The 25,246-nt window shown below is 68.3% G+C and carries 20 protein-coding genes; 8 read left to right on the top strand and 12 right to left on the bottom strand.

The features are described 5' to 3' along the window. Positions 1-14: 14 nt before the first annotated feature. From KEG57_RS14285 to KEG57_RS14275, 3 genes are read right to left on the bottom strand one after another with little or no spacing between them, the layout of a single operon-like run. Entirely contained in the window at positions 15-1,025 is a 1,011-nt protein-coding gene (locus tag KEG57_RS14285; RefSeq protein WP_272420334.1) for a hypothetical protein, read from the bottom strand. Positions 1,026-1,054: 29 nt separating this feature from the next. Beyond that, the gene (locus KEG57_RS14280; RefSeq protein ID WP_272420333.1) at positions 1,055-2,356 is read right to left on the bottom strand and encodes a FecR domain-containing protein; all 1,302 of its coding nucleotides are present in this window, start codon (positions 2,354-2,356) and stop codon (positions 1,055-1,057) included. After that, on the bottom strand, positions 2,332-3,012 hold the full coding sequence (locus KEG57_RS14275; protein WP_272420332.1) for an RNA polymerase sigma factor: 681 nt from the start codon (positions 3,010-3,012) through the stop codon (positions 2,332-2,334). The genes KEG57_RS14280 and KEG57_RS14275 overlap by 25 nt, the downstream gene beginning before the upstream one ends. A 153-nt stretch (positions 3,013-3,165) precedes the next feature. Between KEG57_RS14275 and KEG57_RS14270 the strand changes: the two genes are divergently transcribed. Next, the gene (locus tag KEG57_RS14270; RefSeq protein ID WP_272420331.1) at positions 3,166-4,095 is read left to right on the top strand and encodes a PAS domain-containing protein; all 930 of its coding nucleotides are present in this window, start codon (positions 3,166-3,168) and stop codon (positions 4,093-4,095) included. A gap of 166 nt (positions 4,096-4,261) precedes the next feature. Here KEG57_RS14270 and KEG57_RS14265 read toward each other — a convergent pair whose 3' ends face one another. Together KEG57_RS14265 and KEG57_RS14260 are read right to left on the bottom strand one after the other, a co-directional pair. Continuing rightward, the gene (locus KEG57_RS14265) at positions 4,262-4,840 is read right to left on the bottom strand and encodes a hypothetical protein (protein ID WP_272420330.1); all 579 of its coding nucleotides are present in this window, start codon (positions 4,838-4,840) and stop codon (positions 4,262-4,264) included. Positions 4,841-4,921: 81 nt separating this feature from the next. Beyond that, positions 4,922-5,905, bottom strand: coding sequence for an aldo/keto reductase (locus KEG57_RS14260; RefSeq protein WP_272420329.1), 984 nt, complete (start codon positions 5,903-5,905; stop codon positions 4,922-4,924). 44 nt (positions 5,906-5,949) lie between these two features. On the opposite strand from KEG57_RS14260, the gene KEG57_RS14255 reads away from it, so the two are divergent. Then, positions 5,950-7,386 (top strand): serine hydrolase domain-containing protein, encoded by a 1,437-nt coding sequence (locus KEG57_RS14255; protein WP_308215623.1) that lies wholly within the window; start codon positions 5,950-5,952, stop codon positions 7,384-7,386. On the opposite strand, the gene KEG57_RS14250 is transcribed toward KEG57_RS14255, so the two are convergent. The 3 genes from KEG57_RS14250 to KEG57_RS14240 are packed head-to-tail and all read right to left on the bottom strand — an operon-like array spanning position 7,387 to position 11,665. Then, positions 7,387-8,970, bottom strand: coding sequence for a response regulator (locus tag KEG57_RS14250; RefSeq protein ID WP_272420327.1), 1,584 nt, complete (start codon positions 8,968-8,970; stop codon positions 7,387-7,389). 8 nt (positions 8,971-8,978) lie between these two features. After that, complete coding sequence (locus KEG57_RS14245) at positions 8,979-10,976, bottom strand: ATP-binding response regulator (RefSeq protein ID WP_272458542.1); 1,998 nt, start codon at positions 10,974-10,976, stop codon at positions 8,979-8,981. After that, a complete protein-coding gene (locus tag KEG57_RS14240) occupies positions 10,973-11,665 on the bottom strand; it encodes a cobalamin B12-binding domain-containing protein (protein WP_272458541.1) in 693 nt (230 codons plus the stop codon). Before KEG57_RS14240 ends, KEG57_RS14245 begins: the two co-directional genes overlap by 4 nt. 276 nt (positions 11,666-11,941) lie before the next feature. On the opposite strand from KEG57_RS14240, the gene KEG57_RS14235 reads away from it, so the two are divergent. The 3 genes from KEG57_RS14235 to KEG57_RS14225 are packed head-to-tail and all read left to right on the top strand — an operon-like array spanning position 11,942 to position 15,389. Beyond that, positions 11,942-13,588 (top strand): ribonuclease J, encoded by a 1,647-nt coding sequence (locus tag KEG57_RS14235; RefSeq protein WP_272458540.1) that lies wholly within the window; start codon positions 11,942-11,944, stop codon positions 13,586-13,588. Between the two features lie 43 nt (positions 13,589-13,631). Next, positions 13,632-14,306 carry an HAD family hydrolase gene (locus tag KEG57_RS14230; protein ID WP_272420323.1) on the top strand — a complete coding sequence of 225 codons (675 nt, stop codon included), beginning with the start codon at positions 13,632-13,634 and terminating at the stop codon, positions 14,304-14,306. A gap of 12 nt (positions 14,307-14,318) precedes the next feature. After that, entirely contained in the window at positions 14,319-15,389 is a 1,071-nt protein-coding gene (locus tag KEG57_RS14225; RefSeq protein ID WP_272458539.1) for a hypothetical protein, read from the top strand. Here KEG57_RS14225 and KEG57_RS14220 read toward each other — a convergent pair. Beyond that, on the bottom strand, positions 15,380-15,964 hold the full coding sequence (locus KEG57_RS14220; protein ID WP_272420321.1) for an alpha-ketoglutarate-dependent dioxygenase AlkB: 585 nt from the start codon (positions 15,962-15,964) through the stop codon (positions 15,380-15,382). The genes KEG57_RS14225 and KEG57_RS14220 overlap by 10 nt on opposite strands. Positions 15,965-16,086: 122 nt before the next feature. Between KEG57_RS14220 and KEG57_RS14215 the strand changes: the two genes are divergently transcribed. The 3 genes from KEG57_RS14215 (at position 16,087) to KEG57_RS14205 (ending at position 19,801) form a co-directional block, all read left to right on the top strand. Continuing rightward, on the top strand, positions 16,087-16,728 hold the full coding sequence (locus tag KEG57_RS14215; RefSeq protein WP_272420320.1) for a glutathione S-transferase family protein: 642 nt from the start codon (positions 16,087-16,089) through the stop codon (positions 16,726-16,728). Positions 16,729-17,023: 295 nt separating this feature from the next. Beyond that, complete coding sequence (locus KEG57_RS14210; RefSeq protein WP_272420319.1) at positions 17,024-18,184, top strand: sensor histidine kinase; 1,161 nt, start codon at positions 17,024-17,026, stop codon at positions 18,182-18,184. Positions 18,185-18,301: 117 nt separating this feature from the next. Next, positions 18,302-19,801, top strand: a complete 1,500-nt coding sequence (locus KEG57_RS14205; RefSeq protein WP_272420318.1) for a flavin-containing monooxygenase — start codon at positions 18,302-18,304, stop codon at positions 19,799-19,801. Here KEG57_RS14205 and KEG57_RS14200 read toward each other — a convergent pair. The 3 genes from KEG57_RS14200 to KEG57_RS14190 are packed head-to-tail and all read right to left on the bottom strand — an operon-like array spanning position 19,798 to position 25,236. Further along, complete coding sequence (locus KEG57_RS14200) at positions 19,798-21,525, bottom strand: S53 family peptidase (protein WP_272420317.1); 1,728 nt, start codon at positions 21,523-21,525, stop codon at positions 19,798-19,800. The two genes, KEG57_RS14205 and KEG57_RS14200, sit on opposite strands and share 4 nt — an antisense overlap. Then, positions 21,522-22,970, bottom strand: a complete 1,449-nt coding sequence (locus KEG57_RS14195; RefSeq protein ID WP_272458538.1) for a SagB family peptide dehydrogenase — start codon at positions 22,968-22,970, stop codon at positions 21,522-21,524. Before KEG57_RS14195 ends, KEG57_RS14200 begins: the two co-directional genes overlap by 4 nt. A gap of 25 nt (positions 22,971-22,995) precedes the next feature. Next, complete coding sequence (locus KEG57_RS14190; protein ID WP_272420315.1) at positions 22,996-25,236, bottom strand: TOMM precursor leader peptide-binding protein; 2,241 nt, start codon at positions 25,234-25,236, stop codon at positions 22,996-22,998. Positions 25,237-25,246 lie beyond the last annotated feature (10 nt).

Here is a 25,246-nt window from a genome sequence, read left to right as displayed (position 1 = left end):
CCGATATTTTTATTTCAATCCCAGGAGAGCTCGGCGCCGAGGGAGGGAGAGACGAAGGGCAAACCCCAGGTCGCCGCGACACGCCCCACGAATTCGACGACCGGCCGCTGGACCGTCACGCCGGTGAGCACGTCCGCTCGGAGTCGAAGATGCGGCGTCACCGCATAGCCGAGTCCCGCGCGAAGGTACGGCGCGAGGGTGAAGAGCGTCTCGCTCGCCCCCGCATACGGGCGCTCGGGGCGACCTTCGAAATGGAGCACGACCGCCGAGAGGCCGGCGCCCACGTTCGCGTTCCACGCGGCACCGCGCGGCGCGAACGAGCCCCTGAGGCCCACGCCGAGCAGGCCAAAACGCGCGGTTGCGACGCCTTCGGGACCGGCGAGGTTCGCCGGGACAACTGGGATCGACACGAAGGTGCTGAGGCCGATTCGCTCGCTCGGCCGCTGGATGTGGAGGGACGTATGGAGGAGCCCCGAGGGGCCGATGCCTCCCGGGCTCAGCAGCATGGAAGGCCCGAGCTCGAGCGTGAGAAAAGGCCGTCTGCCGGGGACAGGGGCGGCGCGCGGCGTCTCGGCGCGGCGAGGGGCGAGGATCTCGCGAATGACCGCAGGCGGGGCCACCTCGCCGGGCGGAGGTCGCGGCGCGTCGAGTTCCATGAGGCTCGCGCGGAGCAGCTCCATCACCCGGAGCGCCATCGTGGCGCTGCCGCCGTGAGGAGATTCGTCTTCCGCGACGAGCTCACGTAGCACGGTTTTTCCGGTGATTCGATCGACGATCCACACCTCGACGCCGGCGCTCGACGGAACGATACGCACGGCCGCGACCGCGTCGCTCTTGCGCGCGGCTTCCTCCAGCGGCTCGCGCGCCGGCGGGCCCGCCTCCATTTCCACGTCGAGGACCTCGAAATGGAGCGCCTCGAGCTCGGCCCGGATGCGCACCGCGATGCCCGCGTCTTTCGCGGGCGCGACGAGGACGATCCGTGGCTCGCCGCTCGCGTGCGCAGCGGCGAGAGGAAAGGAAGCCACGGCGAGGAACACGCAAAGCGCGGCTGCCTTCATTCGTCCCCCGCCGCCGCCCGAGCCGCCTCGGCGTGAGGTCCGCCGGGGAAATCACGCAGATAAGCGCGCGCCGCCTCGCGGGCGAGCGCCTTGTCGCCGGAACGCAGGCGGGCTTCGAGGAGCCGCCCCGCGGCCTCCCGGGCGAGCCTCCCGCGCGGCCGCTCGTGCAGGTACGTCGAGAACCAGCGCGCGGCCTCCGCGTGTGCGCCCTGTTTGTCGAAGGAGATGATTCCCAGGAGGAAGGCCGCCTCGGCGGCTTGCTCGTCGGCCGGGAAGCGCCGTCGCAGGGCGGAAAAGGCTTCCACGGCGCGCGTCACGTCACCGGTCAGGCGCGCGGCGTCGCCGAGGTCGCGGAGATCGGCCGCGCTCCCTGCCTCGTAAATGGCACCAAGCCCCTCGCGATCCGCTGCTTCGAGCGCGTCCTTGTATCTGCCCGAGGCCGCGAGATCACGCCACGAAGGGCCCGGCGGCGCGGGCGGAAGGGGGGTTTTGCGCGGCGGCGCGGCGCGCGGGACGTTCGGCGCAGGCAACGGCAGATCCGGGGCTTTTTCAGGCAGGTCCTCGGGCAGGGGCTGTGGCTCGGCCGCATTCTGGGGGACGTCCGGCGTCTCGCGTGTCTCCGGGTCGTCCCGGTGAATCACGAAGCGACCCTCCTTGCGGTTTACCTCCAGCGTATCGCCGGCGCGTACGGCGATTCCTTCGCCGAGGATGGGGCCCGAGACGGAGACCGAGCCCTCGACGAGGTGCAACGTGAGCCGCTCGGCGGCGAGATCCCAGGCGACATGAAAACGCGTGCCCGTGACGAGGATCTCGAAGGGGCCGCTGTCGACGAGCCAGCGTGTGCCCTCGTGGTGCACGACGGAGGCCTCGAGCGCGCCATTTTCGAGGACGACACGCCCGCCCGCCCGATGCACGGAGGCAATCCGGACGCTCGAATCCGGCTGGATGTGGAGGCTCGTCCCATCCGAGAAGACCACGGGGACCCTGCGCCCTCTCGGCGTCGCGATGAAGGCACCGGCCCTCCCCGCGTAGGAGTTTTCACCCGCGCCGACGTGAAACGTGAGCGGGCGCTGTCCGACGACGAAAAAGAAGAGCAGGCACGCCGCTGCTGCCACGCCGAAGGCCGCCCCGACAAACTGTTTTCGGGTTCGTCGCGGAGAACGATCCCGCCGCGCGGCGTCCGCAGTGAAAAGGCGAGCGCGCGCCTCGGGATCGGGCGCCCGGCGGCGGAGGATCTCGTCCTGCTCCGCGGCGATCCTGCGGCCGAGCCGCATCAGCGCTTCTTCGGAGCTCCCCATCGTGCACTCCCTTCGAGCCAGTCCGAGAGGGCCGGGTGCTCCCGCGCCTGCTCGGTGAAATGGGCCTCGGCGCGCGCGAGGCGCCGCTTGATGGTCGCGAGCGAGACGCCACACGCCTCCGCGATTTCCGTGAGCTCCATCCCCCCGACGAAACGCAACGCGAAGGGGATCCGCTCGTCGACGGGCAAACCATCGAGGATCGTGTACGTCACTCGAAGGGCTTCTGTCACCTCGCTGCTCGGCAGCGGCGCCTCCACCTCGGGGACTTCGTACCACGGCAAGAGCCGGAGCCAGAATCGGCGTGAGCGGCGCAAGATGCAGGTCCGGGCGGTGAAAATGGCGATCGAGGTGAGCCAGGCGCGGAGCGCGCCCGGGTCGCGCAGCTCGTCGATCGAGCCGAGGGCGCGGACGAACACGTCGTGATGCATATCGGCGAGCTCGCGATCGGCGCCGAGCACGCGGACGAGCGTCCGCATGACGTGGGCCTCGTACCTATCGTAAAGAGCTGCGATCGCCGCGCGGTTGCCCGCGCGAACGGCCGCCACCAGGACGGCGTCGTCCCCGACGAAAGGCAGGGCCCGGACGACCACGCCGCCGCCGCCACTGCCGGCCGCAGGAGGCTCGAGGGTTCGGATGGAAAGCTGCGACGTACCCACACTGATGACGCCACAGTATCCGCACCCCATCCAGACGGCTCATCGGTTGGTCGTCTCACGGGTTTCCGCCGTCGTCCCTGCGTGTGCAGAACGTGCGTCGTGCTTTACGGTACCCAGGAGAGCGGGTAGGGTCGAAGACTCGGGGGACATGTCATGAACGAGGGCGCCGAGAGGGCGAGCGGCATCGAGGCCGAGCGCGACGAGCTACGGGCGGAGGTCGAGCGGCTACGCCGCAGGCTCGCCGAGGTGGAGGGGGCCGCGGCCTCCGGGACCGAGTCGAAGCGGGTGGATCAGGATCTGTTGGCGCAGCAGGCCGTGCTGCGGGCATTCCTCGACAACACGCCCGCCCTGATGTTCGTCAAGGATCTCGAGGGTCGGTTTGTCCTGGTGAACGAGGAATACGCAAAGTTCGCGGGCCGCACGACGGCCGAGCTTTTGGGGCGTCTCGGGACGTCCGTGCTCGCGGCGGCGGACGCGCCGAAGATGGATGCCGCGGATCGGCGCGCGATGACGGAGGGGCGGCTGCACTTCGCCGCCACGCTGACCATCCCCGACGGGTCGAGGAAAACCTTCGTGACGGTGAAGTTTCCGATCCGCGACGAGCAGGGCGAGCTCCTCGGCGTGGGCACGGTGGCCATCGACATGTCGCGCGAGCAGGAGGCGGAGGAGGCACGCGCCGCCTTGCAGGAGAAAATCATCGCCGCGCAGGAAGCGACGATTCGCGAGCTGACGACGCCGCTCCTGCCCATCGCGGACCATGTCGTCGCGATGCCTCTGGTCGGCACGATCAACGAGCAGCGAGCGCAGCAGATCCTCGATGCATTGCTCGACGGGATCACGCGGCATCAGGCGACCGTGGCGATCCTGGACGTCACGGGCATCCGTATCGTCGACACGCACGTCGCGCACACGCTCGTTCATGCGGCGCGGGCCGCGAAATTGCTCGGGGCAAGTGTCGTGCTCACGGGGATGAGCCCGGCCATCGCGCAGACGCTCGTGGACCTCGGCGCGGACTTTCAGGGGCTCGTCACCCTCGGCACGCTCCAGAGCGGTATTTCCTGGGCGATCAGGGGCCGGCGTTGAGGAGCACGAGCACGTCGCGATCCTAGAAGTTGGAGACGGCGATGTCGGGGGGCGTTCGGATCGTTCGAAGCGCAAGCGCTGAACGCCGCCGCGCCGAGGAGGAAAAGAGTCGCGCCAAAGATGGGTCGAAGCAAAGGGAAGCTCCTTTCTGTGCCGGCGCCGCGTTTTACTTCCAGCTCACCTCGTAACGGCAACGCGGCGCGCGTGTTTTTCGACAAACCGTGGGCTCGAGGTGCGTGACGAGGGCAAAGCGTTCGAATCGACGCGCCCAGGCCTGGAGGATACCGCGGTCCAGGTCGCAGTTGTAGGGCGAGTCCACCTCCATGACGGCCCGGTGCCGGGAGGAGGAGACGCACTTGTAATGGCCGATGCCGTCCCGCATCGTGCCCGTCTGCGGGTCGAACATGGGCACGCCGTCTTCGAGGTGATTGAGGTGGTACCCTGCGTCGAAGATCTGCAGCGCCGTGACGATGTCGCCGATCACCCCGGGTGGGACCGCGACGTGGTTCACGACCTGGGCGCCCATCTCGAAACCCCTCTGCGGACCGATGACCGTGAAGAGCTCGTTCATCGCCGCAATGACCTTGTCGAGCGGGCAGGCGGGCGGGAGCTCGAACTCGCCGCCGGGCCCGACCCGTCCGACCCCGTACTTCGCGAAGACGGCTTGCGGACCGTCGGGGAATGTTTTGAACGCGTCGAGATAGCTTTTGATGATGGCCCCGCTGGCCGCGAATCTGGAGAGCATGCCGGGGAGGATAGCGGACGGGCTGCAGAGCACCAGGGCGGGCAGGCTTTCCGCGGGGAGCGCGAGGGCCGCCCGCGCCGATCACGCATTCACGAGGCGCATGCTCATCTCGGGATAACGCGCCCCGGCCGCGGCGTCGCGGGGCATGACCGCGTCGAGGCGCGCGAGGTCGTCCGCCGAGAGCTTGATGGCATCGGCCGCGACGTTTTCTTCGAGGTAGCTCCGGCGCTTCGTGCCCGGAATGGGCACGATGAAATCGCCCTGCGCGAGCACCCACGCGAGCGCGAGCTGCGACGCTTTCACACCTTTCTCGGCGGCGATCGCCTCCACCTTGGCCACGAGGTCGAGGTTCTTCTGGAAGTTTTCCCCCTGGAAGCGCGGCGAGCTGCGGCGGAAATCGTCGGGCGCGAGGTCCTCGAACCGCTTGATTTGCCCGGTGAGAAAGCCGCGGCCGAGGGGGCTGTAGGCAAGGAAGCCGATGCCGAGCTCGCGGCAGACAGCGAGGATGTCGTCCTCCGGATCCCGCGTCCAGAGCGAATATTCCGTTTGCACCGAGGCCAGCGGATGGACCGCGTGCCCGCGCCGGAGCGTCGCGGCGCTCGCCTCCGACAGGCCGATCGCCCGCACCTTGCCCGCCTTCACGAGGTCGGCCATCGCGCCCACGCTCTCCTCGATGGGCGTCTTCGGATCGACGCGGTGGAGCTGATAGAGATCGATCACGTCGACGCGGAGGCGCCTGAGGCTCGCGTCACACGCGTTGCGGATGTACGTGGGCGTGCCGTTGATGCCGCGCACGGTCGGGTCGTTCGGATCTCGCACGATGCCGCACTTCGTCGCGAGCACGACCTCGTTCCTCCGGCCCGCGATGGCGCGGCCGACGAGCTCTTCATTCGTGAACGGGCCATACATGTCCGCGGTGTCGAGCAGGGTGACGCCGAGATCGAGCGCGCGGTGGAGCGTGGCAATCGACTCGGCCTCGTCGCGGGGGCCGTAAAAATCGCTCATGCCCATGCAGCCGAGGCCGAGGGCAGAAACCGTGAGGGGACCGAGCTTACGCGTATGCATGAGGGGCTCCTTCTTCTCGCGCCGCATGGTAGCGTCCGCGCCGCATGCGTACCATCCCTCGGGGCCACATGGCCTTAGCTGCTTTCTTGCTTTTCGGCTGCACCGCGCAAAACCAGCCCCGCTCCGCGGAAACCAGGAGCGGCGGGTCCGCCGATCCCGTGGACGCTTACATCCACGCCGTGATGGAGAAAAACCACGTGCCCGGCGCGGCCGTGGCCATCGTTCGTCAGGGCAAGGTCGAGAGAATCACCACGTACGGCGTCGCGGACCTGGAGTCCGAGGCGAAGGTCGGGCCCGAGACCGCGTTCCAGATCGCCTCCGCGACCAAGTTGTTCACGGGCACGCTGGTGATGCTCCTCGTGCAGGAGGGAAAGATCGGCCTCGATGATCCGATCTCGAAATATCTGCCCGACGCGCCCGAGGCATGGAAGGTGATCACGGTCCGGCATCTCGCTGCGCATGCGTCGGGATTGAAGGACGATCCCGAGGATCAGAATGATGCCGCCGCCTCGGTGGCCGCGCGGTACGAGGCCGCCAAGAAGGGGCCGCTGGCCTACACGCCTGGCGAGCGCAGCGAATACGCGCTCACGGATTTCGTGGTGCTCACGCACGTCCTCGAAACAGTCACGGGGGAACGATTCGAAGAGCTCTTGAAGCGCCGCATCTTCCAGCCGCTCGGTTTTTCCTGTACGCGTTTCGAGCACGCGGTGCAGGATGGCCCGGTGCGCGTGGCCGACGTCATCCCGCGCCGGGCCACGATCTATCGCTTCGAGAACGGCAAACACGAGCGCCTGTGGTTCCTCTATCCCGTCCACACCTATGCCGCCGGGGGCATGTTTTCCTGCGTGAAGGACCTCGCACGCTGGGCCGTCGCCATGGACGAGGGCACGCTCCTGACCCGGGAGACCCAGGCGAGCGCCGCCACGGCATTCAAGCTGAACGACGGTCGCGCGGGCGAGTTTGGCGTGGCCTTCGGGGTGAGTCGATTGCGCGGCCATGCGACCTTTGGGCATAGCGGCGGCGGTGCGCTCGCCGACGTGCTGCGGATTCCGGACCAGGAGCTCTCGGTGATCGTCTTGACAAACGAACAGCGGCTCCTCCCGCTCCTCGCGCCGAACATCGCGAGCCTGTACATGCCGCCCTGGCCGGCGGTCTCCGAGCCCGGCATCCCCGACGCCGATCCCGCCCTGACGGCCACGCATCGAGGCGTGGTGGAGGGCTTGATGCAAGGCACGCTCGACCCCGCCGTCTTTGCGCTGCTGACGAAGGAGTTGCTTTTGCCGGTGTTGCGCTCGTTCGGGACCCCGGGCAATGCCCTGCTGCCGCCCCTCCGCAAGCTCGTCTTGCTCGAAGACCACAAAGCCGGAGAGCCAGGCAAGCGCGTCTATCGCGCAATCTACGGCAAAGACACGTCGCTCCGATGGACCTTCGGCCTGGATGCCGAGGGCAAGATCCTCGACCTCAATTACGAGTGGGAATGATCAGATTCGCGAGGCCCGCGCGAGCGGCGGGCCCGCGTCGAGCAACTCCTGCAGCTTGTGCACCTCGACCGGTTTGACGAGGTGCACGTCGAACCCGGCCGAAAGCGCCGTCGTCCGTTGCTCGGGCGAGCCATATCCCGTCAGCGCCACGAGCCAGAGGCCTTTTCCGCGCGGATCCGCCCGCAGCCGCCGCACCACCTCGAACCCGTCGATGCCCGGCAGGCCGATGTCGATGAGCGTCACGTCCGGCAGGAGCTCGAGCACTTTGCCGACGCCGGCAATCCCGTCCGAGGCGGCATGGACCTCGTGGCCCCACATCTCGCAAAGATCGCCGAGCGCCTGCTGCGCGTCGACGTTGTCCTCCACGATGCAGATGCGCCGCCGTCGGAGCTCCGTGATCCCGCGCAGCGACGCACGCTCGCCCGTCTCCGCGAGATCGAGCAGCGGCAGGCGCACCTCGAACTCGGCGCCTCGGCCGATGCCGTCGCTCCGCGCCTCCACCTCGCCGTCGTGCAGCTCCACCAGCGTGCGCACGAGCGTGAGCCCGATCCCGAGGCCCCCGCGCGAGCGGGCGAGCGTCACGCTGGCCTGCGCGAAGAGGCCGAAGATCATGGGGAGCGCGTCGGCCGTGATGCCGATGCCGTCGTCGCGCACGCGTATCCGCGCGAACGCGGCGCCGCCCACGGAGGCCGGTTCGAGGCTCACGCGGATGTGCCCGCCGACGTCGGTGTACTTGCTCGCGTTGTCGAGCAGGTTCGTGAAGATCTGTTCGAGCCGCGTGACGTCGCCGCGGACCTGGATGGGCGCGTCCGGCAGCGCGAGCGCGAGCGTCTGGCCGCGCTGGTTCGTGCCGCGCTCCCGCGTCGTGAGCACGACACGCGCGAGCAAACTCTTGAGATCCACCGGCTCGAGACGCAGCTCGATCTTGCCCTGCGTGACACGCGAGACGTCGAGCAGATCGTCGACGAGCCGCGCGAGGTGCACGGTCTGGCGGCGCAGCACCTCGCGCGCGCGGCGTTCGCCCTGGTTCACGGCGTCACGTTGCTCGAGCATGGGCAGCGAGGCGGTGATGGCGGCGAGCGGGTTGCGCAGCTCGTGCGCGAGCATGGCGAGGAACTCGTCCTTGCGGCGGTCGGCCTCCGCCAGGCGATCGGCGCGCGTGCGGAGCTCACGCTCGGCCTGGGCGAGGCGGAGGAGCGAGCGCACGGTGGCCACGAGCTCGGTCGCCTCGAAGGGCTGCGTCAAATATCCGTCGGCCCCGATGTCGAGCCCCTGCACCTTCTTGTCGAGCGAGACGAACGTCGCTGACGTGTGAAGGATCTTCACGCCGGCCGTACGCGGGTTCGCCTTGATGCGCCTGCAGACCTCGAAGCCGTCGATGTCGGGCAGCTTGACGTCGAGCACCACCACGTCGGGCAGCTCGCGGTGGACCATCTCGAGCGCGTCCATGCCGCTCGACGCTTCGATGACGTCGAGGCCGGCCCTGCGGAGCATGGTGGTGCCCAGATAACGGGCGACCTCGTTGTCGTTGACGTTGAGGATCTTGCCCACATGCTCCTGCGGCTTGCCGTTGTTTCTTTGCATGCGTCCCGTCACTCCGTGCTCGATGAGGTGCCGACACCTGCCTTCCGCAAGGCGTCGCGAATGCGGTGGATGGCGAGCTCGCGCGAAAGGCTGTCCTTCGAGAGGATCGCCTCGGTCTCGGCCACGAGCCGCTCGCGATCGGAGGGCTCGAGCACGTGCGACGTGACGATCACGACGGAGATGCCCCGCGTGCGCGGGTCGGCCTTGAGGTCGTCGAGGACGTCGAACGCGGTGACGTCCTTGAGCAGGAAGTCGAGGAAGATGACCTCGGGACGGAGCTTCTGGGCGAGCTCAACGCCCTCGGGCCCGGTGCGCGCTTCGACGAGCTCGTAGGGCGTCTTTTCGAGCAGCTTGCGGATGAGGTACCGGGCTCGCTCGTCGTCGTCGATGACGAGCAGCCGCGTGGGCGTGCCGGGGCGCGTCACGCTCTTCAGCTTGCGGAGCAGGTGATCCTGATCGACCGGCTTGAGCCAGAACTCGTCGGCGCCGAGCGCGCGCGCGCGTTGCTCCTTGTTGGTGACGGTCACGACGAGGACGGGGATCTCGCGCGTCTCGGCGCTCTGCTTCACCTCGGCCAGGAAGTCCCAGGTGGCCTCGCCTTCGAGCATGATGTCGAGCACGATCGCCGCGGGGCGGAACGTGCCGAGCAGCCTGCGCGCGTCGTCGACGGTGCGCGCCGGTACGACCTGGAAGCCCGCGAGCGAGAGAAACTTCTCGTAGATGAACATCGTCTTGCGGTCGTCCTCGACGATGAGCACGGGCGCGCGGGAGGGATCGAGCGGGCGCGCGGCGAGCGTCGCGAGCTCGCGCACCTCGGGGTGCGTGGCGGGGATCGTGAGGGTGAAGGTCGAGCCAAGGCCGAGCTCGCTCTCGACCGTGAGCGTCCCGCCGAGTAGCTCGCCAAGGCGCCGCGAGAGCGCGAGGCCGAGGCCGGTGCCCTTGTGCTTGCGCTGGACCGGCCCGTCGATCTGTCCGAACTCCTCGAAGATACGGTCGAAATGCTCGGGCGCGATGCCGATGCCCGTGTCCTCGACGGTGAAGACCACGTCGTCGCCGCGCCGCACGGCGCTCGCCACGACGCGGCCCTGCTCGGTGAACTTGAGCGCGTTCGTGACGAGGTTGCGGATGACCTGGGCGACCTTGCCCTGATCGGTTTCGAGCGTGATGTCGCCCTCGGGCAGCTCGAAGAGGAGATCGACGCCGGGGTGGGAGGGCAAAAGCGGCCGGAGCATGCCGCGCATGGCAGCGAAGAAGCTGGAGGCCGTGAAGGCCTCCGCGCGCAGCGTGAGCTTGCCGGATTCGGCCTTGGAGAGGTCGAGGACGTCGTTGACGAGCTGCGAGAGCTCCTCGGCCGAGGTGCGGATGAAGCGGATCTGCTTCTGCTGCTCGTCCGTGAGCGGGCCGTCGCTGCCGTCGAGCAGGAGCTGGGACAAACCCAGGATCGAGTGCAGCGGGGTGCGGAACTCGTGGCTCACGTTGGCGAGGACGCGGCTGCGGACCTCGGAGGTGCGGCGGAGCGCGTCGACCTTGTCTTCGAGCTCGGCGTGGAGTGTGACCACGCCGCGGTTCGACTCGTCGAGCTCGGTCTGCTGGGTCTCGATCTCGCGCTTTTGCCGGACGATCTCGCGGTTCAGGTTGACGATCTCGGTGAGGGCGCGGCTGAGCTGCTCGATCGCGCCGCCGTAGCCCTCGGGGTACACGAAGCCGAAGAGCTCGGTGCCGCCCTCGCCGTCCGGGCGTGCGCTGAACGACACCGTGGCGAGCTTGCCGTTGCAGAGGAGCGAGAGCTCCCAGTTGCGGATGTCGTTCACGGCCGCGCGCGTGAGCAGCGCCTGGGTTTTTTCTTCCGTGCCGGGGACGGAGAGCGTGGTCAGCGCGGTGCCGGGCTGCGCGCCGAGGAGGCTTCGCGCTCGCGTGTCGGCCCACCGGATGAGCCCTTGCGCGTCGCACGCGAGCACGAGCTCTCGGCTCTCGGAGAGCCAGCGCGCGGCCATTCGTTCGGTCAAGGTGTCCCTCCGAGCGCCTGGGGCGCTGGGCGGGAGACCAGTCGGCCCACGATCCCGACGAGATCGTGGGCGTCGCGGGCGAACCCGTCGGCGGCGAGCTCCTCCGCTGGATTCGCGAGCGTGTCGCAGGCGGCGCCGCCGACGAGGATGGGCAGCGCCTCGCCGAAGTCGGACCGGAGCCGCGCCACGGTCATGCGCAGCGAGCGCAGATTGAAGCTCATGGTGACCGAGAGGGCGACGAGGTCGGGGCGCTCTCGGCGGATCATGGACACGAGGGATTCGGTGGGGACATCCGCGCCGAGGAAGCGCACGTCGTAGCCCGCGAGGTCGAGGGCGTCGGCGGCGAGACGGGCGGGGAAATCGTGGTGCTCGCCCTCGACGCAGCCGAAGAGGACGATCTTGTCGACGAGCGGCGAGGCGGGCGAGAGCAGGTAGAGGTGCGCGAGGACGACCTGCGCGATCGCGGTGGCGAGGTGCTCGTCGGCGACGCTGATCCGGTTGTCCTGCCAGAGCTCACCGATCTTGCGTTGCGCCGCCTGGAGGACGCGCAACGTGACCTCCGAGGCCGGCGCGCCGCGCCCGACGCCCTCGTCCATCACGAGGCGCAACGCTTCACGCCGATCGCCCGCGAGTTGAGCCTGTACGAAACGCGCGCACAGATCGTCGACGGGAGAGGGAAAACGGTTCACGAATGGGCCTAAAGGAGCCGGGCGATCGCGGGTTCGTCCGGGATGAGGTAACCGTGACCGGGACGGGAATGATTCATTGCATCCCGAGCCCGCCCGTGTGGCATTGATTTCCGCGTCGGGACGCTCCGTAGGGACACGCCCGAGCTTCATAAGTTACTTGGAACAGCAAGCAGACGAACCGGTCTCGGCTGTATAACGAGCGATCGTGCCGTGCACTCACGCTGCAATGGTACAGGGCGCTGACCCTGGGGGATGGGGCCGATTAGATTTTCGAGCATGGCGGTTCGCATCATTCCGCTCGGCGGATTGGGGGAGGTCGGGATGAACGCGATGGTCATCGAAGAGGATGGCCGCCGCGTGCTCGTCGATTGCGGGGTGCTCTTTCCGAACGATCAAGTGCTGGGCGTCGAGGTGGCCATTCCCGATCTGCGTTATCTGCGCGAGGCGGGCGGGCTCGACGCCGTGCTCCTCACGCACGGGCACGAGGACCACATCGGCGGCCTGCCCTCGGTGCTCCGCGAATTCCGGGTGCCCGTCTACGGGACCCGCTTCACGCTCGGGCTCCTCAGGGAGCGACTCGTCGAGCTCGGAGTCTCGGCTCCGCTGACCGAGGTTTGGCCGGGCGAACGTTTCCAGGCGGGGCCCTTCCGGGTCGAGCCGATCCGCGTCACGCATTCGATTCCGGATGCGGTGGGCTTCGCCCTCGAGACCGGCGAAGGGATCCTCGTGCACACGGGGGATTTCAAGATCGACCTGACGCCTGTGGGCGGCGAGCGCCTGGATATCGCGCGGTTCGCCGAGTATGGCAAGGCGGGTGTGGCCGCGCTTCTCTCGGACTCGACGAACGCCGAGCGGGAGGGTTTTTCCGTGAGCGAGAGCGCGGTGGCCGAGGCCTTCGCGCGGCGCTTCGGCGAGGCGAGGGGACGGATCGTCGTCGCGCTCTTCGCCTCCAACGTGTACCGGGTGCAAAGCATCCTCGATCTCGCGGACAAACTCGGGCGCCGGGTGACGCTCGCCGGCCGCAGCCTCTGCACGAACGTGCGGATCGCGGAAACGCAGGGGCTCGTCGACATCCCCGACGGCGTGCTGCTCGACGTCGACAAGGCCGCAGGAATGCCGCCCGAGGCGCTGATCGTCCTCACCTCGGGCGCGCAGGGCGAGCCGAACAGCGCGCTCGCGCGCATGGCCACCGGCGATCATCGGCACTTGCGCGTCGAGGCGGGCGACACCGTGATCTTCTCGTCACGCGCGATCCCGGGCAATGAAATCGCGGTCGGTCAGATCGCGAATCGGCTCGCCAAGCGCGGCGCGGTGGTCGTGGATAGGGCTTTTGATCCGATCCACGTGAGCGGGCACGCGCAGATGGAGGAGCAGAAGATGCTGATCGACGCCGTGCGACCGCGGCATTTCGTGCCCATCCACGGCGAATACCGGATGCTGCTCGCGCACGCGCGCACGGCGATCCGGATGGGGCTCTCGGCGGCGGACGTTTTCGTGATCGAGGACGGCGAGGTGCTGTCGATCGAGAGCGGCCAGATGCGTCTTGGCGCGCCGGTGCCGAGCGGGCGCGTTTGGCTCGACGCACGGGGAGGCCTCGACGTATCGGAGCTCGTCTTGCGCGAGCGGGAAGTGATTTCGGAGCAAGGAATGGTGCTGGTGCTCGTGGTCGCGGATCGCAAGACGGGCGAGGTCGTGCGGGGGCCGGACCTTCTGGCGCGCGGGGTGGCGCATTTCGACGAAGGGAGCGAGCTCCACGCGAGGGCGCGGCAAAACGCGGAGGAGGAGCTTGCGCGGCTGTCGGCGCCGATGCGGACCTTGGCGCCGGCGCTGGAAGATGCGCTGAGCCGCGGCGTGCGAGCGGCGTTTGCCCACCGGGAGCGAGGCAAGAGGCCGGCCGTCTTGCCCATCGCGATGCTGCTGTAGCCCCGCCGGGCAGGCCTCGAATTTGCCGGCGAGGGGGAGCGTCATGAACCAAGCGGCATTGCTCGACGTGGACGGGACGCTGATCGATACGAACCTCCTGCACGTGCTCGCCTGGCGGCGGGCCTTCGAGCGGCTGGGGAGGGAAATCGAGGCGAACCGGATCCTGCACGCGATCGGAATGGGCGGAGACAGGCTCGTGCCCGCGATTCTGGGAGAGGTCCCGGACGACGTCGCCGAGCAGGCGAGCGCCTTTCACGCGGAGGAATACGTCGAGACGGGCCTCATCGAGCATGCGCGCGCTCTTCCCGGCGCGACGCGGCTGCTCGAAGCGCTGCGCGAGCGAGGCGTGCGCATCGCGCTGGCGAGCTCGGCGCGCCGCGAGGAGCTCGATCGGCTGCTCGCAAAGCTCGGCCCGGCGGCGAAGCACGTGGACGTCATCATCTCGAAGGACGACGTCTCCACGACGAAACCCGCGCCCGATATTTTCGCGGAGGCGCTCTCGGCGCTGGGGCGGCCGGCCGAGGCGTTCGTCGTGGGCGATACGGTGTACGACATCGTCGCGGCGAAGCAGATCCATCTGTCTTGTTTGTGCGTGCTCACCGGCGGAATCGAGCGCGACTTGCTCGAACAGGCGGGGGCGGCCGCGATTTATGCGACCCCAGAGGCCCTCGCCGACGATCTCGATCAGGCGCTCGGATCGAGCCGTCGCGCGGCCTGAGGTCGGTCCGCGGTGGCCGTCTCTCCGGCAGCGGACGTCGAGGCGGAGGTCGATCACCTTTATGGTCTCCCGCTCGGCGAATTCACGGCGGCGCGTGACGCGCTCGCGCGGCGGCTGCGCAGCGAAGGGCGGCGGGAGGAGGCCAAGGCCGTCGCGATCCTTCCCAAGCCAAACCAGGCGGCCTGGGCGGTGAATCAGGTATTTCGCGGGCGGCGTGCGAAATTCGAGGCGCTACTCGACGCGGGGGATCGGGCGCGGGCGGCGCAGATCGGAGCACTCACGGGCGGACGGACCGAGCCATTTCGGGCTGCGCTGAAGGACGAGGAGCGGGCGCTCGGTGAGCTTTTGCGCGCGGCTCGGGAGGCGCTGTCGGCGGCCGGGCTCGGCGTGAGCGAGGCGCAGATCGGTCGTATCGCAGAGACCCTGCGCGCACTCGCGCATCGGCCCGACGGCCGTGTTTTGCTCGACCGGGGGCGGCTCGTGCGCGAGGTGGATCCGCCTGGGTTCGAGGTCCTCGCGGGGCTCGAAGCCTCTATGCCGCGCCGGCCTGCGCCGGCGCCGAAGGGGGAGCCGCCGAAGGAAGAGGCTTCGAAAAAGATGGGGCCCACGCCATTGCAGAGGCGCGAGGCCGAGCAGGCGCGATTGCTGAAGGAGCGCCTGGCGAAGGCCACCGCGGAGGAGAAAGAACGCGCCCGGCGCGCGGAGGAGGAGCGGAAGGCGGAGGAGAAACGCCGCCGCCGGCTTGAAGCCTTGCGCGATCGGCTGGCAGCGTCCGAAGCGGAGTCGGCCCGCCGCGCCGAGGAGGCCCGAGCGTTGCGCGCTTCCGCCGAGGCATCCGAGCGGGCCGTGGCCGAGGCTCTGGCGAAATCGGACCGCGCGTCGCGGGAGGCCGTGCGCGCAGAAGAGGAGGCCAAGCGCGCCCGGGAGGCCGAGGCACGCGCGCACGACGCGCTCGCGGCTGCGCAAGAGGAGGCCACGCGCGCCTTCGAAAAAGCGCGCGCCGCCGAGCAAGCATCCGAGCGCACGCGGGAAGCTGCCGCGACGATCGCGCGGGAATACCACGCGGCGCGGAATCAGCCGTGAAACGCCCGGATCGTCACGGAAATCCTTCGCCCGCGCGAGCCCTTCGGTGCCGGAACTTCGTGGGTCCAGGTTCGATTCGTGTCCCACGGAATCACGATGACCCCCGCATGCACTGCGGGTACGTCGACGAACCCTTTTCCTCGCCACGGCCGCATGCGGAACACCCGCTCCTCGCCGAACGAGAACGTGACGATCGGCGAGCTTTCGACGCGGTTGATGTCGCTGTCGCGGTGTTTGCCGATGTAATGCCCCTCCGCGCCGTCGTACCAGTTGAAGAGCAGGCCGTTCAGCCGCGGCTCGAAGGTTTCGCGCGCCCAGCCGAGCCAGACGTCCATCTGCGGCGTCAGCGGCAGCGCGCGATTCGTGTTGCCCGTGTAGCGGTAATCCGCGCCGTACGCCTGTTGCCATCGCGGCGTGCGCACGAGGCGGCCGTGCATCTTGATCTCGTGGAACACGTCGGGGTGCAGCGCCCAGAGCGCCTCGAAGCCGGCCGCGTCCGGGACCAGGGCCTTCGGCAGGGCGCCGACCTGCACGTGGTGCGTCTCGTCGAGCGCGATCGTGCGGAGCGGGATCATGAGCTGATCATATGTTCAGACGGCGCGGAGCACAAGCAGATCGTTCCCGGGCGGTTGACCTCGCCCTTTGGAGTGGTTTTACTCCGGGCCCGGCCGCGTTCGGCTGAAGGAGGCTCGCTTCGATGTCGCTCACGTTTTACTACGGCTCCGGATCGCCGTACGCCTGGAAGGTATGGCTCGCGCTCGAGCACAAGAAGCTCGACTACGAGTGGAAGCTGCTTACGTTCGACCGCGGCGAGACGCGTTCCCCTGAATATCTCGCGATCAACCCGCGCGGCAAGGTGCCCGTCCTCGTGCATGACGGCCTCGTGATCGCCGAATCGAACGCGATCGTCGAGTACCTCGAAGAACGATTCCCCGATTCCCCGCTCTGGCCGCGAGACGTGACCGCGCGCGCGAAGGCTCGCCAGCTCGCCGCCGAGGCCGACGGCTACATCGCCCCGGTGCAGCGCCGTCTGTTCCAGGAAACTTTGTACACCAAGGAAGAGGCACGAGACGCGACCAAGATCGCCGAGGCGCAGGCGGCGGTCCTCGAAGAGCTCGCGCGATGGGACGCGGGGCTCACGGGGGATTGGCTCGCAGGGGAGCTCTCGCTCGCCGATTTCGCGGCCTACCCGCACATCCGGGCCATCCGTCGCGTCGACGACCGGCTGCCCGCGCACGGCCTCGGCGACCGCTGGCCTGCCCGCATCACCGCCTGGATGAAGCGCATCGAGGCATTGCCCTATTACGAGAAGACGATTCCCCCGCACTGGAAGGGCTGAGCTTCCGCAGACGCGCGGGAGAGCGCCGACCAGGCGGCCTCCCGCGGCGGTCTGGCACGGCGCTCGGAGAGCGGGCTCGAGCTCGCGGCCATCAGCATTGCGACCGCTCTCGTCGGTTGCGCCGTGGGAGCATGGCTCGACGTTCACCCCTGACTCGCTCTGCGTTGCGGTCAGCGTCGCCGGGACCCAGCTTCGAGGTATGCCCGCGACCGGCAAGATCCACACGCGGCGACCGACACCCAAAGGACTCGATGGCACGGCGCCTCCTCCCGCGACACTGACCTCTCGGGAGATCATGGAGCGTCTTCACCAAGCCGAGCAGGCCTTTCAGGAGAGCGAGGCGAGGCTCCTCGCCTGCACCGACACCGCCGAGAGGCGCGCGGCCGAGCTCGAAACGTTGGCCGATATCATGGTCGATGCTGTCCTCGTCATCGACGCCGTCGCGTGGGTCACCCTGGCGAATCAGGCGGCCTTGCGCCTGTTCGGCATCGAGCGGGGGATCGACGTGCCGCGGGATCCCGGGACCCTCATCGATTCCATGCAGATTCGCCATCTCGACGGGCGGCGGATCAAGCGCGAGGAAATGCCGCTCCTCCGTGCGCTCGAGGGCGAGACCGTCCGGGGGGAGCGGATCATCGCGCGCCTGCCCGGCACGGCAGGCACCGCGTACATCGAACGGAGCGCGGCGCCCATTCTCGATCGGAAAGGCGACGTCCGCGGCGCGGTCTGGATCGGACGCGACGTGACCCAGTACATCCAGCTCGAGCGGCTCAAAGAGGAGTTTGTCCGGGTCGCCGCCCACGAGCTCGAGACGCCGGTCGCCGTGATGAAGGGTCACGCAGAGCTCCTCCTTCGCCGCGCGCCGGCCGATCTGACGCCGCGATCGCGCAGCGCGCTCGAGGCCATCAATCGAGGGGCGAACCGTATCGACAAGATCGTCCAGGACCTGCTCGACATCTCGCAGCTCCAGACGGGCAAGCTCGATCTCGTGCAGGAGCTCGTGGATTTGCCCGCGCTCGTGCGCGAAGTCACGGGTCGTTTCGCAGCCGGAAGGTCCCACGCGATCCGGCTGCGCATCGAGGGGGAGGTGAGCCTCCCGGCAGACCGTCAGCGCCTCGAATCCGTGGTCTACACCGTGCTCGACAATGCATTTCGTTATTCCCCTCCGGGAAGCGAGGTCGAGGTCGAGGTGAGCGTGGAAGGTCGAGAGGCTCGCGTGTGCGTCCGGGATCGCGGCGTCGGCATTCCGCGCGCGAGGCAGGGGCGTATCTTCGAGCGATTCTATCGCGCGCACACCGGAACGCCGCACGATTCCGGTGGGATGGGTGTGGGGCTTTTCATCGCGCGTGCGATCGTCGAGGCGCACGGTGGCGCGATGTGGTTCGGGAGCGAGGAGGGCCGCGGCAGCCTATTTTGCTTCCGCCTGCCCCTGGGAGGCGCCGATGGTCGTCGATAGCCGCGGCCGCGTGCCCGTGGTGGAGGACGAGGAGGATCTGCGCGCGCCGGCTCGCCAGCGCGTCCGCATCCTGCTATCGTGGGGCCATCCGCGGGTCGTGACGAGCAGGTGTGAGAGATGTCCGAACATTTCGACGTGATCATCGTGGGGGCAGGGTTATCGGGGATCGGGGCGGCCCACCACCTCACGACCCGATGCCCCGGCAAGACCTTCGCGATCCTCGAGGGGCGCGAGGCCATCGGCGGGACCTGGGACCTTTTCCGTTATCCGGGCATCCGGTCCGACTCCGACATGTACACGCTCGGCTATTCGTTCAAGCCGTGGAAGGAGCGGAAGGCCATCGCGGATGGGCCGTCGATCCTCGCGTACATCCGCGAGACGGCCGAGGAGCTCGCGCTCGAATCGAAGATCCGGTTCGGCTGCCGGGTGAAGCGCGCCACGTGGTCGAGCGAGCGCGCGGCGTGGACGGTGGAGGTCGAGCGCGGCCCGTCGAAGGAGATCGTCCGCTTCACGTGCAATTTTCTTCTCATGTGCAGCGGCTATTACGATTACGAGAAGGGCCATGCCCCTGAATTCGCGGGCATCGAGCGCTTCAAGGGCCGCGTCGTGCACCCGCAATTCTGGACGGAGGACGTGGAATATCGCGGGAAACGCGTGGTCGTGATCGGCAGCGGCGCGACGGCCGTCACGCTCGTGCCGGAGCTCGCGAAGGAGGCCGCGCACGTGGTGATGCTCCAGCGCTCGCCGACGTACGTGGTGTCGCTCCCGTCCCAGGACGCGATCGCGCGCTGGCTTCAGCAGCGGGTCCCTACGCACGTCGCCTACGAGGTCACGCGCTGGAAAAACGTGCTCCTGGGCATGTTCTTTTATCAGCTCGCGCGGCGGAGGCCGGCGAGCGTGAAAAAGCAAATCGTCGACCTCGTGCGAAAAAAACTCGGGCCCGACTATGACGTCGACAAACATTTCACGCCTCGATACAATCCGTGGGATCAGCGCCTTTGCGTCGTGCCGGACGGGGATCTCTTCAAGGCCGTGAAGGCGGGCAGGGCGTCGGTCGTCACCGATCATATCGAGACGTTCACCGAAAAGGGGATCCGGCTCGCGTCCGGGCAGGAGCTCGAAGCGGATCTCGTGGTCATGGCGACGGGGCTCCGGCTCCTCTTCCTCGGCGGCGTGGAGGTCGTGGTGGACGGTCGCCGCGTGGAGCCGTCGAAGCTCCTCAGTTACAAGGGCGTGATGTTCAGCGACGTGCCGAACCTGGCATGCGCGTTCGGGTACACGAATGCGTCGTGGACGCTGAAGGCCGACCTCGTCTCCGAATACGTTTGCCGCTTGCTGAATCACATGGATGCGATCGGCGCGCGCCGGTGCACGCCGCGCCGCAAGGATTCGGACGTGGAGGACTTGCCGCTACTCGACTTCTCGTCGGGTTATGTGCAGCGCTCGGTCCACGCGTTTCCGAGGCAGGGCTCCAAGAAGCCGTGGAAGGTCAACCAGAATTACTTGCTGGACATTGCGGCGTTGCGATTCGGAGAGGTCGACGACGGCACGATGGAGTTTGCTGGGACGAACCCCGCAGGCGCCGAGGTAAGCGCCCGTGCGGGGGCGATTCCCTAGACGCCGTAAACTTTGCGGAGCGCTTCGAGCAGCGCTCGCCCGCGGGGGGCGCCGAGCCCGGTGCAGGCGTTCCAGCCCGCTTCCGGCGACGCGGCATACCCGCCGTTGTTGCCGGCGACGATGGGGCGGAAGACGTTCGCCCCTTCTTCGAGTTGCAATCGATAGAGCAGCGGATTGAGGAACCCGAGGCGTCTCCCCACGCCCTGGCAGAGGCGGGCGACGAGCGCCGCGAGGAGGGGCGTGGACGCGCTCGTGCCGCCGCCGTAGCGATACGCGCCGTCCACGAAGATGCGATATCCTTCGAAGAAGTCGGCGTGGGCTGCGACGTCGGGGCAGCCGCGGCCGGCGAACGTGCTCGCGGGCTCGGTGAAGACCCAGTCGCGGAACGTGGCAAAGGTCCGGGCGGGGACGGCGGCGTGTGCCTGCCATTCGGGGCACTCGAAATAACGGCTCACGCCGCCGCTGCTGCTGCCGAGGTTGGCGATCCTGCCGGCATTGCCGTAAGCGAGGAACATGGTGTCGGCGAGGCGATTCCACACCACCTCGTCCTTCCGGGCGCCCTGCTCGTCGAGGATCAGTGTTGTGCCGCCGCAGCAAAGGACCCAGGGGCTGGAGCCGGGGAAATAGACCAGCGAGGGGGCCGAAAACATGCCCTGCGCCATGGGGAAAATGGATCCGGAGTCGCCCGAAGGAAGGCAAACCGTGATTCCCAGGATGGCGGCGATGACGAACAGTTCGTTGATGCGTGTGGCTTCGGCCCGGGTCCACACGCCGGGTAGATCCTCGGGGAGCCCCGCGCTGAGCGTGAGCACGGAGGGCCGGTTCACCGTATCGAAGAGCGCGGTGTTGAAGAGCTGGAAATAGGTGTAGCTCGTGGTGTCGTCGTTTCCGCGCGCGTCCGAGAAATAAACCACGGGCCGGACGCCGGGCGCGCAGGAGAAGGCGATCTGCGCGTCCATGCTGACCTCGTAATTGGCCCAGGCGTCGTGCCCGGTCGCCCAGCGGTTGGGCCCCACGGTGACGATGTCCGGCACGCGCATGCCCAGGCCTTCGAAAAAGACCTGCATGTCGTCCGGGGAGATGCCGCCATAAAGCGCGAGCACACCGAGGCAGACGCCTTCCCCCGTGAGCTCGTCCGGGAAATCGTAAGCTTTCGCGAAGCGGGGCGGCGGGTGAAATCGCCAGGGTTTGTCAGGAGCGTCGGCAGGGGGAGCGGGAGCGACCTCGACGCGCCTTCGAGGCGGCGGGATGGCGTCCACGACGGGCGCGTGGCGGGGCAGGAAAACCCAGAGGATCACGCCTTCGAGGTTCGCCGGGACGGAGAGGGGCGCGTCGTGGGTGATGTCGACTTCCCCCTTGTAGGCATGACGTTTCAGCTTCACGCCGAATGCCGCCTCGAAAGCTCTCGCGGCTGCGCGGAGCGTCACCGACCGCGCAGCGTGATGGATGTCGACCACCGAAAGATCATGCGCACGGGCAAACGCATCGACCCGCGCGAGGTCCTCCGCGTTCGCTGCATAGGTGGCCGCATAACGCTCGTGCGACCAGGGCTCCCGCGTCCGGACCACGTTCCAGGCTGTCTCCACGAGTGGCGGAGAGCCTTCCGGGGTGCGGAGCCAAAGCACGGCGGTCACGATTTCGTCGGGGGCGACGTCGCCCTGAAGGACAGCACCGAACAGGGGCGGCCGGGCGCTGCCCTCGATGTCGACACGATCGCGGGTCATGCCTCGTCTCCCTCGGGGCGGCTGCCGAGCACCAGCTCGCCCACGGTCGTCTCCGCGTAATAATTGGTGCCGGCGGCCTTGCAGAAGAGGTCCGAATCTCCCCGACCGACGCCGCTGCAGGCGAGGTCCATCGCGGTCGCGACCAGGTAAAACGTCTGGTAAAGCACGCCCGCGTTCTTGAGGGTGACCGAATAAGAAATGCCCTCGTAGCTCCAGGACACGCGCTGGAATCGGCTGGCGAGGCAGAGGAGCACCTGCGGCAATTCGGTGCGGCAGGTCGCGAACGCGGCGCCCGTGAGCAGGGCCGTGACCTCGGGCGTGCGGCCCTGGATGCGGGAGAGGGTGTGCGCGTCGGGGTCGTAATGGTAGAGGCCCGCGGAAAGGCCACGGCAGCGATCGACGGCGAGGTAGATCTCGAGGTCGTGGCAGGCGCCGCCGGAGGGGGAGGGGCGCAAGGTGAAGTCGTAGGCGCATTCGGGCGTCGCGGCGACATGCGCGCAGACCCGCGCCGACCGATAGAGGAGCTCGCCGAGCTGCTCGATCGAAATGGGCTCGCGCCCCTGCGCGTACACGCTGCGCCTGCCCTCGAGCACGGCCGTGAAGGGGCGGTCGCTCGTGCGGAGCGCGTCGAGGTCCGGGCGGTAAAGCGCAATCGGAGGATCGGCGGTGGTGCGAGGCGGCCGCAGGGCGGGCGGCGGCGGGACGCGATCACGAAAGGGATACGTCTTGCCGCAAGGCCCCAAATGGCGGCCGGGGCGGCTGCGCGCGTGGAAAAGTAGGTCGTGGAAGGACCAGCTCGCGAGCTCGAATGCCTGCTCTTCCTCGGTGCCCCCCGCATCCTCGGCCGGGATCACGAATCCGGCTGCGATCAGCAGGCCGACGAGGGTGGTCATGGCCTCGGAACTCGCTCCGGGCACGGCGAGTGCCGCGGGCGCGGTCGGGCGGGCGAGCGCGAAGCAAAGGGCGGCGGTCCGGGCGTCTTCGATGCGCAGGAGCGCATGACAGCGGGGCGATTCCAGCACGAGGCCTTCCCCGACGCGACGCTGATATGCGAAGCGGGAGAGCACGTAACGGCGCTCGGAGGTGATGGCCCCGCTGCCCAGCGAAAACCAGGGCGAGATCGGTTGCAGCACCGCGATCGTGGTATTTCCGTCACGCACGGCATAAGCGAGCAGCGCGAGCTGCTCCAGGCGGCGGAGGTGGTGGAGCAACGTCGCCACCACGAGGGGGCCGTCCTCTGCGGCGATACCTTCGGCCAGCGCCTCGATCGTGGGGTCCTCGGCGCCGAGGCGCTCGAACGCGGCGAGCAATGCCTGCGGCAGCGCCCCGAGCGGGATCGGGGGAAACGAGGGCGAGGTCAACCGAGCGGCGCCGCCCTCGTCTCGGCTCCAGTTGACCCCCTCGCGGAAGCGGAGGCCGAGCCGTCTGCGCCAGGGTTCCATCATGGCAACGTCACCTCCGCGGCACGTACTAGATGAACATCGGGTGGGGATTCATGGATTCCTCGGGCAGAGGCGCTTCGAGCCGGCCCATGGAGACGGGCACGTCGTAAAGTCGGCCCGGGCCGAAGCGGGCCCAGAAATGGCGGAGCCCCGGCACGATCACTTTGACCACCACGAGGCCTGTGTCGGGCCGGGTTTGATCGAGCACCAGGGTTTCGAGCCCGTGGTCGCGGGCGCGTTCCACGCAAAACTCCACGGCCTCCCGGAGGTCCTCGCCGACGGGCAGCGCGAAATCACGCGGTGTGCGAGGAGGAGCGGCGCTCGGTTGCAAATAAGGCTCGGAGTCCAGGGTGGCCTGTCGCAACCAATCGACGATGAGCCCGCCCGGCGAGGGTTTGCCCGCGTCGCCCGTGAAGGCAAACGGAATGAGCTGGTTGTGCTCGGTGACTGCACGGAGCAAGGCCAGCCGCGCGTCGAGGTGCGCGCCGAAGCCAAACATGATGGCTGGAAATGGCCCATCGAGCCGTCGTGAAATCGCCGCGAACGTGGGAATACCGAGGTCACTCGTCAGGTCGAGGGCCCAGAGCTCGCGCCCTCGGGCGCGCCAGTGCAGGGCGGTGTCGAGCAGATAAGGCTCCTCGAAGCTCCCGAGGTCCACCCCCGGCACGCGCAGGCGGTTGTACCACCAGAGCGCGACCGCGTCGCGCTCCACGAGCTCCAAAAACCCCTGCAGTACGGCCTCGGTGCGCGTGTTGCCAGCGGCGCTTCCATTCGAATCCGCCCGCGTGAACAGGCGGCTCTCGCGGAGTGGATAGAAGTAATAACAGTATCCCGTGGGCACGAAGCGCCGCCGCTTCTCAGTCAAGGACCATACCGGGCTCCATTCGATCGCCTGCGCGGGATCGAAAGGCTCGGGGACCCACGTGCACACCTCGCCGTGTCGATTCCACCGCGCGCGCTCGGCATATTGACGCGCGCTGTACCCCATCAAGACGACCGGGTCGATGGCCTCCTCGCCGAGGTCCGCCTTTTCCGCGCGGACGCGCGCCTCGTCGCCTTGGAAGACGCCTGCGTATCGCTCGATCGATTCGCAGATCGCGCCGGTCTTCGCCTGGATGTCTGTCCGGCCTTTGCCCCCGGAATAGCTGCGCAGGCTGCTGCGGAGCGACGAGAGGTCATGTGCCATCTGGGCGAAGTTATGGTCGGTCGAATACGAGAAGACGAGCCGAGGGTCGTCCTCGGGGCGCACGGTGCATTGCAGGCGGCTCACGATGCCCGTCACGGGGCTCAGGTGATGCGCGAGCCGCTCGTAGGTGTCCTCGGGCGTCGCTTGCCGGAATCCGCCGTCGGCCGAGAACGCGCGGGGCGTGGGTTCGAGGACGACAGGGGATGTTTGTCCCAGCGAAACAATTTTACGATCCCCACACGCCGGGCACTGCGGGCGCCGCACGAGGATATGCGTGCGGCTCTCGAATGTGGTCGTGTCGAGCGTGACGACGCGCCCCTCGAGGGCCGGAATCCCGCCCAGAGCGGCCCAGCGCGCGACGGCGGTGGCCATTGTCGAGGCGAAGGCGCGGCGCGTGGAGGGGAGCGCGGCGAGGGCCGGCGGATGAACGGGTTTGGCCGTGCGGCGCTCCAGATATCGCTCGACCCGGCGATGCCCCTCGAGGCGATGCGCGAGGCAGCGCCAGCATCCCGTCTTGCCCGGAATGAAAAGCGGCCCGAGCCATCCATCGCTGCCGGCCGGTCGAGCGAGGAGCCAGGGCGTTCCACGTTCGAGCTGGGCCCGATTCCAGGCGTCGAGCTCGGGGCGCAGGTAATCGTCGACGATGACGATGTGCAGATCCCCGTCGGGGCCCGTTTGCAGGGAGAGCTCGGCGAGGGCCTCGGTGAGCGCGCTCGTATCGACGTCACCCATGGGGACGAGGACGGCGCGTGCCCGGCGCAGGCGCTCCTGGGCCTGCGCGGGCGTGACGCCGAGCGCCTCCCAAAAGGCGGCCTCCGCGCGAGGCATCTCCGCCTCGTCGTTCGTGACGAACCCGCCTTTGCGGAGCATGGTGATGGCATAAAAAACCTCGGCGGGCGAGGCGTGCGGCTCCAGGCGCTCGCAGATCTCCTGTTCGGTGAGCGTCCCGCTCAGGAGAGGAGCCAGCACCTGATAGGTTCGGCCGTGGAGCACGTGGCTGCCGCCCTCCCAGAGGAGGTAGACGCCTTCGCCCTCGAGGATCTCGATGCGATAGGAATGCTTGAAACGTGGGCGCGTGCGCATGTGCGGTCGG

It is taken from the genome of Polyangium jinanense (assembly GCF_028435365.1).
Note: the sequence above shows the minus strand (reverse complement) of the source record. Positions and strands in the feature narration are given on the sequence as shown.

Excerpts from the sequence above, each read along its gene's own strand:
- KEG57_RS14280 (WP_272420333.1), bottom strand. The coding sequence starts at position 2,356 with ATGGGGAGCTCCGAAGAAGCGCTGATGCGGCTCGGCCGCAGGATCGCC.
- KEG57_RS14270 (WP_272420331.1), top strand. The coding sequence starts at position 3,166 with ATGAACGAGGGCGCCGAGAGGGCGAGCGGCATCGAGGCCGAGCGCGAC.
- KEG57_RS14265 (WP_272420330.1), bottom strand. The coding sequence starts at position 4,840 with ATGCTCTCCAGATTCGCGGCCAGCGGGGCCATCATCAAAAGCTATCTC.
- KEG57_RS14260 (WP_272420329.1), bottom strand. The coding sequence starts at position 5,905 with ATGCATACGCGTAAGCTCGGTCCCCTCACGGTTTCTGCCCTCGGCCTC.
- KEG57_RS14255 (WP_308215623.1), top strand. The coding sequence starts at position 5,950 with ATGCGTACCATCCCTCGGGGCCACATGGCCTTAGCTGCTTTCTTGCTT.
- KEG57_RS14250 (WP_272420327.1), bottom strand. The coding sequence starts at position 8,970 with ATGCAAAGAAACAACGGCAAGCCGCAGGAGCATGTGGGCAAGATCCTC.
- KEG57_RS14235 (WP_272458540.1), top strand. The coding sequence starts at position 11,942 with ATGGCGGTTCGCATCATTCCGCTCGGCGGATTGGGGGAGGTCGGGATG.
- KEG57_RS14230 (WP_272420323.1), top strand. The coding sequence starts at position 13,632 with ATGAACCAAGCGGCATTGCTCGACGTGGACGGGACGCTGATCGATACG.
- KEG57_RS14220 (WP_272420321.1), bottom strand. The coding sequence starts at position 15,964 with ATGATCCCGCTCCGCACGATCGCGCTCGACGAGACGCACCACGTGCAG.
- KEG57_RS14215 (WP_272420320.1), top strand. The coding sequence starts at position 16,087 with ATGTCGCTCACGTTTTACTACGGCTCCGGATCGCCGTACGCCTGGAAG.
- KEG57_RS14210 (WP_272420319.1), top strand. The coding sequence starts at position 17,024 with ATGGAGCGTCTTCACCAAGCCGAGCAGGCCTTTCAGGAGAGCGAGGCG.
- KEG57_RS14205 (WP_272420318.1), top strand. The coding sequence starts at position 18,302 with ATGTCCGAACATTTCGACGTGATCATCGTGGGGGCAGGGTTATCGGGG.
- KEG57_RS14200 (WP_272420317.1), bottom strand. The coding sequence starts at position 21,525 with ATGACCCGCGATCGTGTCGACATCGAGGGCAGCGCCCGGCCGCCCCTG.
- KEG57_RS14195 (WP_272458538.1), bottom strand. The coding sequence starts at position 22,970 with ATGATGGAACCCTGGCGCAGACGGCTCGGCCTCCGCTTCCGCGAGGGG.
- KEG57_RS14190 (WP_272420315.1), bottom strand. The coding sequence starts at position 25,236 with ATGCGCACGCGCCCACGTTTCAAGCATTCCTATCGCATCGAGATCCTC.